Annotated in this window: 12 protein-coding genes; 6 read left to right on the forward strand and 6 right to left on the reverse strand. The window is 56.4% G+C overall.

Translation table 11 applies throughout. The features are described from left to right. Positions 1-167: 167 nt before the first annotated feature. Positions 168-1,400 (reverse strand): peptidase T, encoded by a 1,233-nt coding sequence (pepT, locus tag ABIE29_RS17220; protein ID WP_429619889.1) that lies wholly within the window; start codon positions 1,398-1,400, stop codon positions 168-170. A gap of 333 nt (positions 1,401-1,733) precedes the next feature. Here pepT and potA point away from each other — a divergent pair, with 333 nt between their 5' ends. The 4 genes from potA to potD all read left to right on the forward strand — a co-directional run bounded on the left by potA (position 1,734) and on the right by potD (position 5,622). Continuing rightward, complete coding sequence (gene potA, locus ABIE29_RS17225; RefSeq protein ID WP_429619890.1) at positions 1,734-2,840, forward strand: spermidine/putrescine ABC transporter ATP-binding protein PotA; 1,107 nt, start codon at positions 1,734-1,736, stop codon at positions 2,838-2,840. Beyond that, positions 2,824-3,684, forward strand: coding sequence for a spermidine/putrescine ABC transporter permease PotB (gene potB, locus ABIE29_RS17230; protein ID WP_429619891.1), 861 nt, complete (start codon positions 2,824-2,826; stop codon positions 3,682-3,684). The genes potA and potB overlap by 17 nt, the downstream gene beginning before the upstream one ends. Continuing rightward, entirely contained in the window at positions 3,681-4,457 is a 777-nt protein-coding gene (potC, locus tag ABIE29_RS17235) for a spermidine/putrescine ABC transporter permease PotC (protein ID WP_429619892.1), read from the forward strand. The genes potB and potC overlap by 4 nt, the downstream gene beginning before the upstream one ends. Positions 4,458-4,575: 118 nt before the next feature. Continuing rightward, positions 4,576-5,622, forward strand: a complete 1,047-nt coding sequence (potD, locus tag ABIE29_RS17240) for a spermidine/putrescine ABC transporter substrate-binding protein PotD (protein WP_429619893.1) — start codon at positions 4,576-4,578, stop codon at positions 5,620-5,622. Between the two features lie 60 nt (positions 5,623-5,682). On the opposite strand, the gene cobB is transcribed toward potD, so the two are convergent. Genes cobB through lolC form a run of 5 tightly spaced genes read right to left on the reverse strand, consistent with a single transcriptional unit; the run spans position 5,683 to position 10,648 of the window. Then, positions 5,683-6,522 (reverse strand): Sir2 family NAD+-dependent deacetylase, encoded by an 840-nt coding sequence (gene cobB / locus ABIE29_RS17245; protein ID WP_429619894.1) that lies wholly within the window; start codon positions 6,520-6,522, stop codon positions 5,683-5,685. Between the two features lie 9 nt (positions 6,523-6,531). After that, the gene (nagK, locus tag ABIE29_RS17250) at positions 6,532-7,449 is read right to left on the reverse strand and encodes an N-acetylglucosamine kinase (protein WP_429619895.1); all 918 of its coding nucleotides are present in this window, start codon (positions 7,447-7,449) and stop codon (positions 6,532-6,534) included. A gap of 52 nt (positions 7,450-7,501) precedes the next feature. Further along, positions 7,502-8,749, reverse strand: a complete 1,248-nt coding sequence (lolE, locus tag ABIE29_RS17255; RefSeq protein WP_429619896.1) for a lipoprotein-releasing ABC transporter permease subunit LolE — start codon at positions 8,747-8,749, stop codon at positions 7,502-7,504. Then, on the reverse strand, positions 8,749-9,453 hold the full coding sequence (lolD, locus tag ABIE29_RS17260) for a lipoprotein-releasing ABC transporter ATP-binding protein LolD (RefSeq protein ID WP_429619897.1): 705 nt from the start codon (positions 9,451-9,453) through the stop codon (positions 8,749-8,751). Before lolD ends, lolE begins: the two co-directional genes overlap by 1 nt. After that, complete coding sequence (gene lolC / locus ABIE29_RS17265; protein WP_429619898.1) at positions 9,446-10,648, reverse strand: lipoprotein-releasing ABC transporter permease subunit LolC; 1,203 nt, start codon at positions 10,646-10,648, stop codon at positions 9,446-9,448. The genes lolD and lolC overlap by 8 nt, the downstream gene beginning before the upstream one ends. Before the next feature lie 243 nt (positions 10,649-10,891). Here lolC and ABIE29_RS17270 point away from each other — a divergent pair, with 243 nt between their 5' ends. Beyond that, positions 10,892-11,872, forward strand: coding sequence for a threo-3-hydroxy-L-aspartate ammonia-lyase (locus tag ABIE29_RS17270; protein WP_429619899.1), 981 nt, complete (start codon positions 10,892-10,894; stop codon positions 11,870-11,872). 348 nt (positions 11,873-12,220) lie between these two features. Further along, entirely contained in the window at positions 12,221-15,697 is a 3,477-nt protein-coding gene (mfd, locus tag ABIE29_RS17275; RefSeq protein WP_429619900.1) for a transcription-repair coupling factor, read from the forward strand. The last annotated feature ends 88 nt before the right edge of the window (positions 15,698-15,785 follow it).

Here is a 15,785-nt window from a genome sequence, read left to right on the forward strand (position 1 = left end):
CCTCGCCCTTTGGGAGAAGGAGCTGGTATGGCGCTGTAGTCTGGTACAGTAATTAATCTGTAACGCCGTTGAGGTCTAGGCTTAGTGCCAAAGCCCAGTGGTAGCACATTCGGTCCCCTCGCCCTTTGGGAGAGGGTTAGGGTGAGGGGCCTTTGTTAACGCAAAAACTACCGTTTAGCACGCTCGGCGCTCAGAGTGGCAATGCGCATAATCACCGCCACCGCCTGCTCCATCCCTTCCAGCGTAATAAACTCATGCTTGCCATGGAAGTTATAGCCGCCGGTAAACAGGTTTGGACAAGGCAGCCCCTTGAATGACAACTGTGCGCCATCGGTGCCACCGCGGATCGGCTTCATCACCGGCTCGATATCGCAGTCCCGCATCGCCTGCTGTGCCAGTTCGATCACATGGGGATGCTCGGCCACCTGCTCCCGCATGTTGTAGTAATTATCCTCGATCGCCACCTCAATATAGCAATCCCGTGGTAACCCACGGCCAACCTTTTGCGCGACTTCAATCATCTTGCGCTTGCGTGCCTCAAAGCCTTCACGCTCAAAATCCCGCAAGATGTAGTGCATCTCGGCACGTTCGACATTCCCCTTGATGCTGTTGAGATGGTAAAAGCCCTGATAACCCTCGGTATGCTCCGGTGTTTCCTCGGCCGGTAACTCCTGTTGGAAACGGGTTGCCAGCGTCAGCGCGTTCACCATCACCCCTTTGGCACTGCCAGGATGTACGTTATTACCGACGATTTTGACCGTCACCGCCGCCGCATTGAAGTTTTCACACTCTAATTCGCCCACCCCGCCACCATCGACGGTATAGGCCCACTCGGCATCGAACGCGGCAACGTCAAAGAAATGCGCCCCTTTTCCCACTTCTTCATCCGGCGTGAACGCCACGCGGATATCGCCATGAGGAATTTTTTGCTGCTTTAGCCGCACCATCGCGGTCAAGATCTCGGCAATCCCGGCTTTATCATCGGCCCCCAACAGCGTTTTGCCATCGGTGGTGATCAGCGTTTGCCCCAGCATCTGATGCAAGATCGGGAACATCACCGGCGATAACACTTCATCTCCGATGCCCAAGGCAATGTCGCCGCCGCGATAGTTTTCCACTACCTGCGGTGTCACATGCTTACCCGAAAAATCGGGTGAGGTATCAAGGTGAGAAATAAAGCCAATGGCCGGCACTGGCCAGCTCACATTGCCAGGCAACGTACCCATCACGCAGCCATGTTCGCTTAGCGATACCCCTTCAAACCCCAGCCCAATCATTTCCTGTTGCAACGCACGCGCCAGCTTCAGTTGCCCTTCGGTACTAGGCACATGTTTGACGTTCGCTTTAGCCTGTGTGTCAAATGAGACGTAGTTAAAAAAGCGATCTAGTAGTTTATCCATGGTTCCGCCCTCAGAATATCGCGTTTCATTATGCGGAACCGATCCGGATCAAATATTGAGACAGGTCATTAATAATCAGATTTAACGCAAATCATTAAAACATGTGATGGTTTAATGGGGTAACTACCAACGATAATTTCGGCCAATCAGCATGACTTATGGGCTGTTTGGCTTTCAATTAGCGGATTCAGCGTCTATCATGCGCGCTCTTAAATTTTTGATCGGCGCCGCTGGCTTTGAGCTTCAGTACCTGACGGGTCACTCCCGTAAGCTCGCGCAGTCTTTTCCAGCGGCGGTTCTATCTGCACCACTGTACGGGATAGAGACACTAAAATGACTGAACAATCCTCTCTGGTTACACTGAACGCCCTGAGTAAAAGCTTTGACGGTAAAGAGATCATCCGCGATCTCAACCTTGAGATTAACGATGGCGAATTCCTGACCCTGCTTGGCCCTTCTGGCTGCGGGAAAACCACCGTGTTGCGGCTGATTGCCGGGTTGGAAAATGCCGACCACGGGCAGATCGTGCTCGACGGGCAAGATATCACCGCCATTCCGGCCGAGCATCGGCACGTTAACACCGTGTTTCAAAGCTATGCCCTGTTCCCCCATATGACCGTGTTTGAAAATGTCGCCTTTGGCCTGCGCATGCAGAAAACCCCAGAGGCGGAGTTAACGCCACGCGTGGAGGAAGCCCTGCGCATGGTGCAATTGGACGAGTTCGCTCAGCGCCGCCCGCATCAGTTGTCTGGTGGGCAACAGCAACGGGTCGCGATTGCCCGGGCAGTGGTGAATAAACCTAAACTGTTACTGCTCGACGAGTCGCTTTCGGCGCTGGATTACAAGCTGCGCAAGCAGATGCAGAACGAGTTGAAGGCGCTACAGCGCCAGTTGGGTATCACCTTTGTGTTTGTCACGCACGATCAGGAAGAGGCGCTGACCATGTCCGATCGGATTGTGGTGATGCGCGACGGGCGAATTGAACAGGACGGTACCCCACGGGAAATCTACGAAGAGCCCAAAAACCTGTTTGTAGCCAGCTTTATCGGTGAGATCAATATCTTTGATGCAGTGGTACTCCATCGCATCGATCCGCAGCGGGTGCGCGCTCGTGTAGAAGGCCGTGAGTGTGATATCTACGCCGAACTCCCGGTCGAGCCAGGGCAATCCCTGAAGGTTCTGCTGCGCCCGGAAGATCTGCGCGTCGAAGAGGTGAACGACAGCGAGCAGATTGATGGCCTGATCGGCTACGTGCGCGAACGCAACTATAAAGGCATGACGCTAGAATCGGTGGTTGAACTGGAAAACGGTAAGATGGTGATGGTCAGCGAGTTCTTCAATGAAGACGATCCTGACTTTGACCACTCGTTAAACCAGAAGATGGCGATAACCTGGGTTGCAAGCTGGGAGGTAGTGCTGGCCGATGAAGAAATCGCGTAATTTGCTGCAAAACCTGGTGATCAGCGGTACCGTTGGCTGGCTGGTGCTGTTTGTTTTTCTGCCTAACCTGATGATCATCGGCACCAGTTTCCTCACCCGTGACGACGCCAATCTGGTGCAGATGGTGTTCACTCTGGATAATTACACCCGGCTGTTTGACCCCCTGTATGGCCAAGTGATGCTGCACTCGCTGAACATGGCGGCGATCGCCACCTTGTGCTGCCTGCTGCTGGGTTATCCTTTTGCCTTTATTCTGGCCCGCCTGCCTCAAAGAGTGCGCCCGCTGCTGCTGTTCCTGCTGATTGTGCCCTTCTGGACCAACTCGCTGATCCGTATCTATGGCCTGAAGCTGTTTCTCAGCACTCGCGGCTATCTGAACGAGTTCCTGCTGTGGGCCGGGATCATCGATACGCCGTTACGCATTATGTATACCTCTGGCGCAGTGGTGCTGGGGCTGGTCTACATCTTGCTGCCGTTTATGGTGATGCCGCTCTACTCCAGCCTGGAAAAGCTGGATAAATCCTGTCTGGAAGCGGCCCGCGATCTCGGTGCCAGCAAGCTGCAAACCTTTATCCGCATCATCATTCCGCTGACTATGCCAGGCATTATCGCTGGTTGCCTATTGGTACTACTGCCCGCTATGGGGCTGTTCTACGTGGCCGACCTGATGGGTGGAGCCAAAAACCTGCTGATCGGTAACGTCATCAAGAGCCAGTTCCTCAATATCCGTGACTGGCCGTTTGGTGCCGCCACCAGCATTTGCCTGACGCTGGTGATGGGGCTGATGCTGTGGATCTATTACCGGGCCGCCAAGCTACTGAACAAAAAGGGGGAGCTGGAATGATCGGACGCCTGTTGCGCGGTGGCTTTATGAGCCTGATTTATGCCTATCTCTATATTCCCATCGTGATCCTGATCGTTAACTCATTCAACACCTCGCGGTTTGGCATCAACTGGCGAGGTTTTACCACCCATTGGTACAGCATGTTGATGAACAACGACAGCCTGTTGCAGGCCGCTGGGCACTCTTTGACCATGGCGGTGCTTTCCGCCAGCTTTGCGACCATGATCGGCTCGTTGGCGGCGGTGGCGTTGTACCGCTACCGTTTTCGCGGAAAACCCTTCGTCGGTGGCATGTTGTTTGTGGTGATGATGTCGCCGGATATCGTCATGGCCATCTCGCTGCTGGTACTGTTTATGCTACTGGGGGTCTCGTTGGGCTTCTGGTCACTGTTATTTTCGCATATCACCTTCTGCCTGCCCTTTGTGGTGGTCACCGTCTATGCGCGCCTTAAGGGCTTTGACGTCAAGATGCTGGAGGCAGCACGCGATCTGGGTGCCAGCGAAATGGTGATCCTGCGCAAAATCATCCTGCCGCTGGCGATGCCCGCCGTTGCCGCCAGTTGGCTGCTGAGCTTCACGCTGTCGATGGATGATGTCGTGGTTTCATCGTTCGTGACCGGGCCAAGCTACGAGATTTTGCCATTGAAGATCTATTCGATGGTGAAGGTTGGCGTTTCGCCTGAGGTCAACGCTCTGGCGACCATTCTGCTGGTGTTATCGCTAGCGCTGGTGCTGACCAGCCAACTGCTGTTGCGCGATCGGCAAAATCACTGATTTGCCAACGGGATAAGCGTCTTTACCCCACTGGGCACGCCACCTATAATGGCCGCTCTCTGGGGTAAGGCGCATCGCGCAATACTGTAAAAACACGCACTGCTAAAGGATCCGTACCATGAAAAAGTGGTCACATCTGCTCGCAGCCGGGATGATGGCACTGAGCCTTGGCTCGGCAAACGCCGCGGACGACGGCAAAACGCTCTATTTCTACAACTGGACCGAGTATGTCCCGCCGGGGCTGCTGGAACAGTTCACCAAAGAAACCGGTATCAAGGTGATTTATTCCACCTATGAATCCAACGAAAGCATGTACGCCAAGCTGAAAACCTACCGGGATGGCGCGTACGATCTGGTGGTGCCCTCCACCTATTTCATCGCCAAGATGAGCAAGGAAGGGATGCTGCAAAAAATCGACAAAAGCAAACTCAGCCACTTTAGCGATCTCGATCCTAACCTGTTGCACAAGCCGTTCGATCCCAACAACGATTACTCCATTCCCTATATCTGGGGCGCAACCGCCATTGGCGTCAATACGGATGCCATTGATGCCAGCACCGTAACCGCCTGGGCCGATCTGTGGAAGCCGGAATACAAAGGCCGAGTGCTGCTCACCGATGATGCGCGCGAAGTGTTCCAGGTAGCACTGCGCAAGCTGGGTTATTCGGGCAATACCACCGATCCTAAACAGATCGAGGCGGCCTATAACGAGCTGAAGAAGCTGATGCCAAACGTGCTGGCGTTTAACTCCGATAACCCGGGTAATCCGTATATGGAAGGCGAAGTCGATCTGGGCATGGTGTGGAATGGTTCGGCTTATGTGGCACGCCAGGCCGGTACCCCGCTGGAGATCGTCTGGCCGAAAGAAGGCGGTATTTTCTGGATGGATAGCCTGGCCATTCCGGCTAACGCCAAAAATGTTGAGGGAGCGTTGAAGCTGATCGACTTCCTGCTACGCCCGGAGATCGCGGTACAGGTGGCGGAAACCATCGGCTACCCTACCCCCAATCTGGCTGCGAGAAAGCTGTTGCCGAAAGAGATCGCCAACGACAAGTCGCTGTATCCGGATGATGCGGTGATTGAGAACGGTGAGTGGCAAAACGATGTGGGCGATACCAGCACGCTGTATGAGACCTACTTCCAGCAGCTAAAAGCTGGACGCTGACCTAGATTAAGGTGTGGAGAACATATTGAATTTCCCCACACCTTTTAACCCGACGCTCGATTAAGGCTTATCCGCCCGCTCGACCTTACCCATCACGAACTTGTGCACAAAACGTGGCACCACTTCGCTGGCCGGGCCGTAATGCTTCTCTTCGAACTGGCTTTCTACCAGGCTCGGCTCCAGGTTCAGTTCCATGGTATAAGCTCCGCCCAACCGAGCCTCGTGAACAAAGCCTGCCGCCGGGTAAACATTGCCGGAGGTACCAATGGCGATAAAGAAATCGGCCTTGGCCAACGCGGCGTAAATCTCATCCATCCCCAACGGCATTTCACCAAACCACACCACGTGAGGCCGCAAAGGTGCAGGGAACTGGCAGCAGTGGCAACGCTCATCCACGCTCAGGTCGCCCAACCATTCCACCACCTGTCCAGAACTGGTGCAGCGCACTTTCAGCAGTTCGCCGTGCATATGCAGCACTTGTTTGCTACCGGCCCGCTCGTGCAGGTTATCGATATTCTGCGTGACCAGCAGGAAATTCTCCTCCCCCAGCCACTCCTCCAAATCGGCCAGCGCACGATGAGCCGCATTAGGACCGATATCCGACTGCTGTAGCTGCCGGCGGCGCGCATTATAAAACTCCTGCACCAAGGCAGGATCGCGCTGGTACCCCTCCAGGGTGGCGACATCTTCCACCTTGTGCTCTTCCCACAGCCCATCGGCAGCGCGGAAAGTACGGATGCCGGACTCGGCAGAGATCCCAGCCCCCGTCAGCACCACGACAAACGGCTTTTTCAGCTCTGCCGCCGCCATGGTATCGCGTTGGAATATCCGCGAGCGAAAACGCTGATGCCGTACATGCTTGCTCTTGCGAAACTGACACAACCGATGGCGAGTGTGCATGAACTCTCCTTATTTATGACTTTCCACCAAATTGAGGAACGCTGCCCCACGAACACCGCCAGCATCGCCATAGCGCGCCTTCTCGATGCGTGGCAGTTTGGCTACCCGTAACAAATGGGCGGGCAAACGCTGGGGCAACGCCTGATAAATTGCGGCAAAATTCGATAAGCCGCCGCCAATCACCACCAGGTGGGGGTCGATGATGGTCAGCAGGTTGCCCAGACAAATGGCCAGGACATCCAGAAAACGTTCTACGTGCGCCACGGCCTGTGGCTCACCGGCCTGATAATGCGCAATGATTTGCTGCGCTGGCAACTGTTGTTGATAAAAATGCGCGTACATCCACTCAAATCCGCGGCCCGAGATGTAATTCTCGATGCAACCGTCATGGCCGCAGCCACAGGGAACGCGAGGAATATCACGCCCGAGCACCTCCAGCGCATCCACAGGCAAGCGGAAATGGCCAAACTCTCCGGTGATAAAGTTACGCCCAGAGACCACTTTACCATTAACGATCAATCCACCGCCAACTCCGGTACCCAGGATGATGCCCAGCACCGTCGGGTAATGGCGAAACTCTTCGTCCCAAGCTTCCGAGAGCGTGAAGCAGTTGGCGTCGTTATCGACCTTGACCTCGCGGCCAATCAGCGCGCTCAGATCGCGCGGTAGCGGCTGCCCCATCGCGGCCGGGACGTTGGCAGTAAACAAGGTGCCATCTTCATTTGGCAGCCCGGGAATACCTATGCCCACCAGCCCTTGCGTACCACAGACGGCATCGGCCTCATGGGTGAGATCGCGTAATACCGCCAGCAGTTGCCGGTAGTCGTCACGCGGCGTCGGCACCCGCTTTTGCCAGATACGTTGCAGATTGACGTCGAACACCCCAAGTTCAATCTTGGTGCCGCCCATGTCGAAACCGTAGTACATAACTCGCCCTCAGGGTAAAAAAATGGGGCCCGCTACTGGCCCCAGGTTTTTATTACTGCCCGCTCAATACGCGGGCCGGATCGATGCGGCTGGCACGTCTGGCCGGATACCAACTGGCCAGCAGGCTAAGCACGATTGCCGTACCCAGTACGATCGCCACGTCAAGCCAGTGCAGCTCGGACGGCAGGAAGTCGATAAAGTAGATGTCGCCAGACAGGAAAGAGTGGCCCATCAGCTTTTCGATGCCCTTGATAATATTGGTCAACTGTAGCGAGGCGATCACCCCAACCACCACGCCGCTGAGGCTACCCACCAGCCCGGCCAGCAGGCCATACCAGACAAAGATGGCGCGGATAAAGCCGTCTTTGGCCCCAAGCGTACGCAGCACGGCAATGTCGCCGCTCTTGTCCTTCACCGCCATCACCAGGGTGGAAACGATGTTGAAACAGGCTACGCCGATCACCAGCACCATCGCCAGATACATGATGGCGCGGATCATCTGAATGTCGCGATACATAAAGCCGTAGGTGCCAATCCAGCTCTTGATATAGACGGTGGCCTCGGCGACTTCTCCGGCATCACGCACCAGCTTGTTGGCAGCGAACACGTCGTTGACCTTGATGGCAATACCAGTGACACTGTCACTCATATCCAGATATTGCTGAGCATCCAGCAACGGCACCATGGCCAGGCTGTGATCGAGCTGGCCGCTGAGTTGCAGAATGCCGGTGACATGCAGGCGGATCCGCTTAGGCTGCAACAGTTTCATCTCAGGATCGCTGTTGGGGATCATCACCGTGACGTAAGAGCCCTGCTTCACGCCCAGCGCTTCAGCCACGCCCTTGCCCAGGATCACCTGCTGCTCGCCGCTTTTGAAATTGGCCCAGGCATCGCCCTGCACATATTTTGGCAGCGCGCTAAGCTGGTTCTCCTGGGCAGGATCGACCCCTTTCACCTGCACGGCGCGTAACTGGGCACCATTTTCCATCAGCCCGGTAAAGTTGATATAGGGCGCTGCCGCCAGAATGCCCGGCACCTTTTCGACCCGTTGCAGGATCTCCGGCCAGCCGGTGAACGGTTGTTTGACCGGTTCGATCTCGCCGTGCGGCACCACCGCCAGAATACGGTTCTGCAGCTCACGTTCGAAGCCGTTCATCGCGCTCAGCCCGACGATCAGCACCGCCACACCCAGCGCGATGCCGATGGTGGAGATCACCGAGATCAACGAAACCATGCCGCCGCGCCGCCGGCCACGGCTGAAGCGCAGCGCCATCAGCAATGAAAGTGGCGAAACGCTCATTACTCGGCCCCCATCAGGGTCAGTTGCGCCTGTAGATGGCCGTCTGCCATTTCCAACTGGCGGCTCAGACGTTTAGCGAGTTGCAGATCGTGGGTGACCACCAAAAATGCGGTGCCCTGGCGTACGTTCAATTCGCCCAGCAGATCGAAGATGCTGTCTGCGGTGCGTTTATCCAGGTTGCCGGTAGGCTCATCCGCCAACACCAGCGAAGGGTTATTCACCAACGCACGGGCAATCGCCACGCGCTGACGTTCACCGCCGGAAAGCTCGGACGGGCGATGTTTGCTACGTTTTTCCAAGCCCACGGCCGCCAGCATCTCCAGCGCTTTTTCCTTCGCCAACGCCGGTTTCATGCCGCCGATCAACAGCGGCATTGCAGCGTTCTCCAGCGCGGTGAAATCGGGCAGCAGATGATGGAACTGATAGATAAAGCCGAGCTGGCGGTTGCGCAGTTCGGCTTTGGCGGTGGAAGAAAGCTTGTTCAACGACTGCCCTTTGTAGATCACCTCACCGGAGGTGGGCGAATCCAGCCCCCCCAGCAGGTGCAGCAAAGTACTTTTACCGGAACCCGAGCTGCCGACGATCGCCATCATCTCGCCCGGTTGCATGGCAAAACTGACATTGCGCAGCACGTCGGTATGCAGGTTGCCTTCCTGATAGGTTTTACACAGGTGCTCACACTGCAATAAAGGATGGTTACTCATAACGTAAAGCCTCAGCGGGTTGTACGGCGGCAGCGCGCCATGAAGGGTAAAGCGTGGATAACAGCGAGACCGCCATCGCCACTACGGCAATGATCGTCACCTGGATAGGGTCAACCGCCACCGGCAGAGAAGCCCCGTCGATCAACGCGCCAAGGATCGGCATCAGGTTATTGAGATTGGTGGCTAACAGTACGCCTAACAACGTTCCCAGCAACGAGCCAATAATCCCGGCGCTGGCCCCCTGCACCATAAACACCAGCATGACCTGCCGCCGCGTCAGGCCCAGGGTTTGCAGAATGGCCACTTCGCCCTGCTTCTCCATCACCAACAGGCCCAGCGAGGTAATGATATTGAATGCCGCCACCGCCACGATCAGGCTAAGCAGCAGCCCCATCATGTTTTTCTCCATGCGCACCGCCTGGAACAGCTCGCCCTTACGATCGCGCCAGTCTTTCCACTGGGTACCTTCCGGCAGCGTTTGCTGGCTAAGGGTGTCCACCGCCAACGGCTGTTGCAGGAACAGACGCCAGCCGGTGATATTGCCCGCCGGGTAGCGCATCAAGCGTGAAGCATCTTGCTGGTTCGCCAGCAACTGATAGCCATCCACTTCGCTATTGGCGTGGAAGGTGCCAATCACGGTGAACAGACGTTGGCTCGGGATGCGCCCCATCGGGGTGAACTGGCTGGCGCTCGGCACCATCAGACGTAGCTGATCGCCACGCTTGACGCCCAACTGCCCGGCAAGCTGTTCGCCGATAATCAGGTTGTACTCGCCCGGTTGCAGCTGTTGCTGTTGAACGTTGACCAGATAAGGCGTCAGCGGATCGGGCTGTTGTGGGTCAACCCCCAACATGACGCCAACGGCCACGCTACGAGCGCTTTGCAGCACTACATCGCCGGTAGTCAGTGGGGAGACTCGGGTGACACCATGCAGGTTTTGCACGGCAGAGGCTGGCAGTTGCTCAGGGTTGATAGAACCCTGTTTGCTGGTGATCAGCCCCTGCGGCATGAGCCCCAGGATGTTGTTTTCGAGATCTTTCTCGAAGCCATTCATCACTGAAAGCACCGTCACCAACGCCATCACCCCCAGCGTAATGCCAATGGTGGATAGCCAGGAAACAAACCGCCCAAAGCGGTCTGAGGCTCGCCCGCGCATGTAACGCAGGCCAATAAATAACGCGACAGGTTGATACATGAAATCCGTTTTGTTGCCGTAGCTTAAGCAAAGTGATCAAGGATAATAAAGGCTCTACCTGGTTTATGGAACCACCCGGCCAGTTTTATTCATCATGTTTGCACGGGTTTACAGAAAATGCCGGATTTTGACCTTCCTGATGGCACGGTTGTTTCCGCTGACAGCCCTTAACCGTTTGACAATCCGTATACAACAGGCAAATTAATAGGCTGAACGAATCAATGCCAACCATATGAGGTAGCCATGACCGTTACGCCCCACTGCATCTCCGCCGTCGATATTGCCAAAGCGGCCGAAATCCTGCAAAACCACGCGATCCGCACGCCGGTAATGACTTCCCGCCAGGCGGATGACATCGCCGGTGCCCAACTATTTTTCAAGTGCGAGAACTTCCAGCGCATTGGGGCCTTTAAATTCCGCGGGGCCTATAACGCCATCAGCCAGTTGACCCCGGCCCAGCGTCAGGCCGGAGTGATAGCCTTCTCATCCGGTAACCATGCGCAGGCCATGGCGTTGGCGGCCCGTGAGCTTGGGGTGAATGTCACCATCGTGATGCCAGATGACGCCCCCGCCGCCAAGCTGGCGGCAACCCGCGGCTACGGAGCTAACGTGGTTCTCTACCAGCGGCAAACCGAAGACCGGGAAGCCATCACCCAACGGTTAGCGGCGCAACAGGGCTTAACGGTGATCCCACCTTACGATTATCCGCAGGTAATGGCAGGCCAAGGCACCGCAGCCAAAGAGCTGATCGAAGAAGTTGGCCCGTTGGATATTCTGCTGGTTTGTACCGGTGGCGGCGGGCTGCTCTCTGGATGCGCTATTGCGGCACACCACTGGTCGCCCGGTTGCCGGGTATTTGGCGTCGAACCCGAAGCGGGCAACGATGTGCAACAGGCATTCCGCAGCGGTGAAAAAGTGTGGATCCCTGTGCCAAAAACCATTGCCGACGGCGCACAGACCCAGCAGGTAGGCAATCTCACCTTCCCGATCATTCAACACTATGTGGAAGATATTCTGACGGTGACCGACCAACAGCTATGCCGGCAAATGCGTTTCTTTATGGAGCGGATGAAGATGGTGGTCGAACCGACCGGTTGCCTGGCAGCCGCTGCGGCGATGAACCAGCTCATCGAGCTGCGGGGCAAAAAAGTCGGGGTGATCGTCAGCGGTGGCAACGTGGACGTCGATAAACTCGGCCAGTATCTCGCCATGGCGCAGAATTGATTAAATTACCGCCAACAGGACGCTTGCCCGCGCTTTTACCTGTGTCAGTTTATACGCCGCTGGGCTAGTATAACCAAGGTAAAAGGTGATGGGCTTGAACCACTTGATGACCCCCTCACCCTAACCCTCTCCCAAAGGGAGAGGGAACCGAATGTGCCACAGCCATACTCCGTACCTAACCGCAACACCGTTCCAGCTCCCTCTCCTTGGGTAGAGGGTTGGGGTGAGGGGGAACGGGTTAGCTTTAGCCAGACGCCAGGTAAACAGGATTTTGTGGTATTCACGCGTCAAACACCACGGTGAACACCACAAAAACTGTTATTCAATTCATTGATTAAAGATAACTGAATGAGCATTTCTGATAATAGCCGCAGCTCCGCATCCTCCTACCGTTACTCTCTTCCTGACCGCGCGGGTGATTTACGCCAGTTGGGGCAGCTCACCGGTTCTGCCTGTGCCGTTGAATGCGCAGAAATCGCCGAGCGCCATCCCGGCCCGGTGATGCTCATCGCCCCGGATATGCAAAATGCGTTGCGGTTGCGTGACGAAATCCAGCAGTTTACCGATCAGATGGTGACCACCCTTTCCGACTGGGAAACGCTGCCGTACGACAGCTTCTCGCCCCATCAGGAAATCATCTCGGCGCGGCTTTCCAGCCTGTATCATCTGCCGACCATGGCACGCGGCATCATCATTTTGCCGGTGAATACGTTGATGCAACGCGTCTGCCCGCATGAGTTCCTGCATGGCCATGCGTTGGTGATGAAAAAGGGCCAACGGCTGTCGCGGGATCTGCTGCGGGCACAGTTGGAACAGGCCGGTTACCGCAGCGTCGATCAGGTGATGGAACATGGCGAATTTGCTACACGCGGTGCGCTGCTGGATCTGTATCCCATGGGCAGCGAAGAGCCTTATCGTATCGACTTTTTCGACGACGAGATCGACAGCCTGCGCACCTTTGACGTGGATAACCAACGCACGTTGAGCGAAGTGGAAGCCATCAATCTGCTGCCTGCGCACGAGTTCCCGACCGATAAGGCCGCCATTGAGCTGTTCCGCAGCCAGTGGCGTGAACAGTTTGAAGTGCGTCGCGACGCCGAACATATTTATCAGCAAGTGAGTAAAGGCACCTGGCCTGCCGGTATCGAATACTGGCAACCGCTGTTCTTTAGCCAGCCGCTGCCTTCCTTGTTCAGTTATCTGCCAGCCAATACGCTGCTCGTCAACACCGGCAACCTGGAAGGCGCTGCCGAGCGTTTCTGGCTTGATGTCAATCAACGCTATGAGAACCGGCGGATCGATCCGATGCGGCCGCTGCTGGCCCCGGATACCCTATGGCTGCGGGTCGATGCACTGTTTGCCGAGCTGAAAGCCTGGCCGCGGATAGCGTTGAAAACCGAGGAGTTACCCGCCAAAGCCGGTTGCACCAACCTGGGCTATCAAACCCTGCCGGATCTGGCCGTCCAGGCCCAGCAGAAGGCTCCACTGGATAATCTGCGACGCTTTATTGAAAGCTTCACCGGTGGCGTGGTCTTCTCGGTAGAAAGTGAAGGCCGCCGCGAGACCCTGCAAGATCTGCTTGGCCGCATCAAGCTGAGTACCAGCCTGATCCATCATCTGGATGAGGTCGAAGTATCGGGCCGCTACATGATGGTCGGAGCCTCTGAGCGTGGCTTCCTGGATACACTGCGTGACCGGGCGTTGATTTGTGAAAGCGATCTGCTCGGTGAGCGCGTCAGCCGCCGTCGGCAGGATAATCGCCGCACCATCAATACCGATACCCTGATCCGCAACCTGGCAGAACTGCACCCAGGGCAGCCGGTGGTGCATCTGGAACACGGCGTTGGCCGCTACGTTGGCCTGACGACGCTGGAAGCCGGGGGTATCAAAGCGGAATATCTGATCCTCTCCTACGCCGGTGAGGACAAGCTGTACGTACCGGTCTCTTCCCTGCACCTGATCAGCCGCTATGCCGGTGGAGCCGACGAAAACGCCCCGCTGCACCGTCTTGGCGGGGATGTCTGGTCGAGAGCCAGGCAGAAAGCCGCCGAACGCGTGCGTGACGTGGCCGCCGAGCTGTTGGACATCTACGCCCAACGAGCCGCCAAGAGCGGCTTTGCGTTCAAACATAATCGTGACCAGTATCAGCTGTTCTGCCAGACCTTCCCGTTTGAGACCACGCCGGATCAGGAACAGGCCATCAACGCGGTGCTGAGCGATATGTGCCAGCCGCTGGCGATGGATCGTCTGGTGTGCGGCGACGTTGGCTTCGGTAAAACCGAAGTGGCGATGCGTGCTGCGTTCCTGGCCGTCGAAAACGGTAAACAGGTCGCGGTACTGGTGCCGACGACCCTGCTGGCGCAGCAGCACTTTGATAACTTCCGCGATCGCTTTGCCACCTGGCCAATCCGCATCGAAATGATGTCGCGTTTTCGCAGCGCCAAAGAGCAACAGCAGATCCTGGAAGAGGCAGCCGAAGGCAAAGTCGATATCCTCATCGGTACCCATAAGCTATTGCAGAGCGATCTGCGCTGGAAAGATCTGGGGCTGTTGGTTGTCGATGAAGAACACCGCTTCGGTGTGCGCCACAAAGAGCGCATCAAGGCAATGCGGGCCGACGTGGATATCCTGACGCTGACCGCCACGCCAATCCCGCGCACCCTGAATATGGCCATGAGCGGCATGCGCGATCTGTCGATCATTGCTACCCCTCCGGCCCGCCGTCTGGCGGTGAAAACCTTTGTCCGTGAGTACGACAGCCTGGTAGTGCGCGAGGCCATCCTGCGTGAGGTACTGCGCGGCGGCCAAGTGTATTACCTGTACAACGACGTAGAGAATATCGATAAGGCCGCTGAACGCCTGGCAGAGCTGGTGCCGGAAGCGCGGATTGCCATTGGCCACGGCCAGATGCGGGAGCGCGATCTGGAGCGGGTGATGAACGATTTCCACCACCAGCGTTTCAACGTGCTGGTCTGTACCACCATTATCGAAACCGGTATCGATATCCCCAGCGCCAATACCATCATTATCGAACGGGCCGACCGCTTTGGCTTGGCACAGTTGCATCAGCTGCGTGGCCGCGTCGGGCGTTCTCACCATCAAGCCTATGCTTATCTGTTAACGCCAAACCCGAAGGTCATGAGCACCGACGCACACAAGCGGTTGGAGGCGATTGCCACGCTGGAAGATTTGGGGGCCGGGTTCGCACTCGCGACCCACGATTTGGAAATCCGTGGTGCTGGCGAGCTGCTGGGGGAAGACCAGAGCGGCCAGATGACCACCGTGGGCTTCTCGCTGTATATGGAACTGTTGGAAAGCGCCGTCGACGCCCTGAAGAACGGGCGTGAGCCTTCGCTGGAAGATCTCACCAGCAATCAGACGGAAGTCGAACTGCGTATGCCAGCGCTGCTGCCCGATGACTTTATCCCGGACGTGAATACCCGTTTATCTTTCTACAAACGCATTGCCAGTGCTAAAAATGAGGGTGAACTGGAGGAGCTGAAGGTTGAGCTGATCGATCGCTTTGGCCTGCTGCCGGATGCGGCGCGTAACCTGCTGCAAAGCGCGGCGATGCGTCAACAGGCGCAGATACTGGGGATCAAGCGTATCGAAGGCAACGAGCGCGGGGGCTTTATCGAGTTTGGTGAGAAGAACCAGGTCGATCCGGGCTATCTGATTGGCTTGCTGCAAAGCAAACCGCAGGTTTACCGCCTGGATGGGCCGACCAAGCTGAAGTTTATGTTGGATCTTAGCGACCGCGCCGAACGCCTGAAGTTTATCGGCGAGCTGCTGGCAGCGTGCAGAGAGCATACTTTGGCGATTTGAGACCACACCGTTCCAGCTCTCTTTTAAGGGGAGAGCAATTCCCTAATGACGACACCAGAACGGCTCCCTCTCCCTGTGGGAGAGGGTT

This window comes from Serratia sp. 2723, assembly GCF_050434425.1.
Taxonomy (GTDB): domain Bacteria; phylum Pseudomonadota; class Gammaproteobacteria; order Enterobacterales; family Enterobacteriaceae; genus Chania.

What these genes read in the sequence shown, in the direction of transcription:
- pepT (WP_429619889.1), bottom strand. Translation starts at nt 1,400, where the DNA reads ATGGATAAACTACTAGATCGCTTTTTTAACTACGTCTCATTTGACACA.
- potA (WP_429619890.1), top strand. Translation starts at nt 1,734, where the DNA reads ATGACTGAACAATCCTCTCTGGTTACACTGAACGCCCTGAGTAAAAGC.
- potB (WP_429619891.1), top strand. Translation starts at nt 2,824, where the DNA reads ATGAAGAAATCGCGTAATTTGCTGCAAAACCTGGTGATCAGCGGTACC.
- potC (WP_429619892.1), top strand. Translation starts at nt 3,681, where the DNA reads ATGATCGGACGCCTGTTGCGCGGTGGCTTTATGAGCCTGATTTATGCC.
- potD (WP_429619893.1), top strand. Translation starts at nt 4,576, where the DNA reads ATGAAAAAGTGGTCACATCTGCTCGCAGCCGGGATGATGGCACTGAGC.
- cobB (WP_429619894.1), bottom strand. Translation starts at nt 6,522, where the DNA reads ATGCACACTCGCCATCGGTTGTGTCAGTTTCGCAAGAGCAAGCATGTA.
- nagK (WP_429619895.1), bottom strand. Translation starts at nt 7,449, where the DNA reads ATGTACTACGGTTTCGACATGGGCGGCACCAAGATTGAACTTGGGGTG.
- lolE (WP_429619896.1), bottom strand. Translation starts at nt 8,749, where the DNA reads ATGAGCGTTTCGCCACTTTCATTGCTGATGGCGCTGCGCTTCAGCCGT.
- lolD (WP_429619897.1), bottom strand. Translation starts at nt 9,453, where the DNA reads ATGAGTAACCATCCTTTATTGCAGTGTGAGCACCTGTGTAAAACCTAT.
- lolC (WP_429619898.1), bottom strand. Translation starts at nt 10,648, where the DNA reads ATGTATCAACCTGTCGCGTTATTTATTGGCCTGCGTTACATGCGCGGG.
- ABIE29_RS17270 (WP_429619899.1), top strand. Translation starts at nt 10,892, where the DNA reads ATGACCGTTACGCCCCACTGCATCTCCGCCGTCGATATTGCCAAAGCG.
- mfd (WP_429619900.1), top strand. Translation starts at nt 12,221, where the DNA reads ATGAGCATTTCTGATAATAGCCGCAGCTCCGCATCCTCCTACCGTTAC.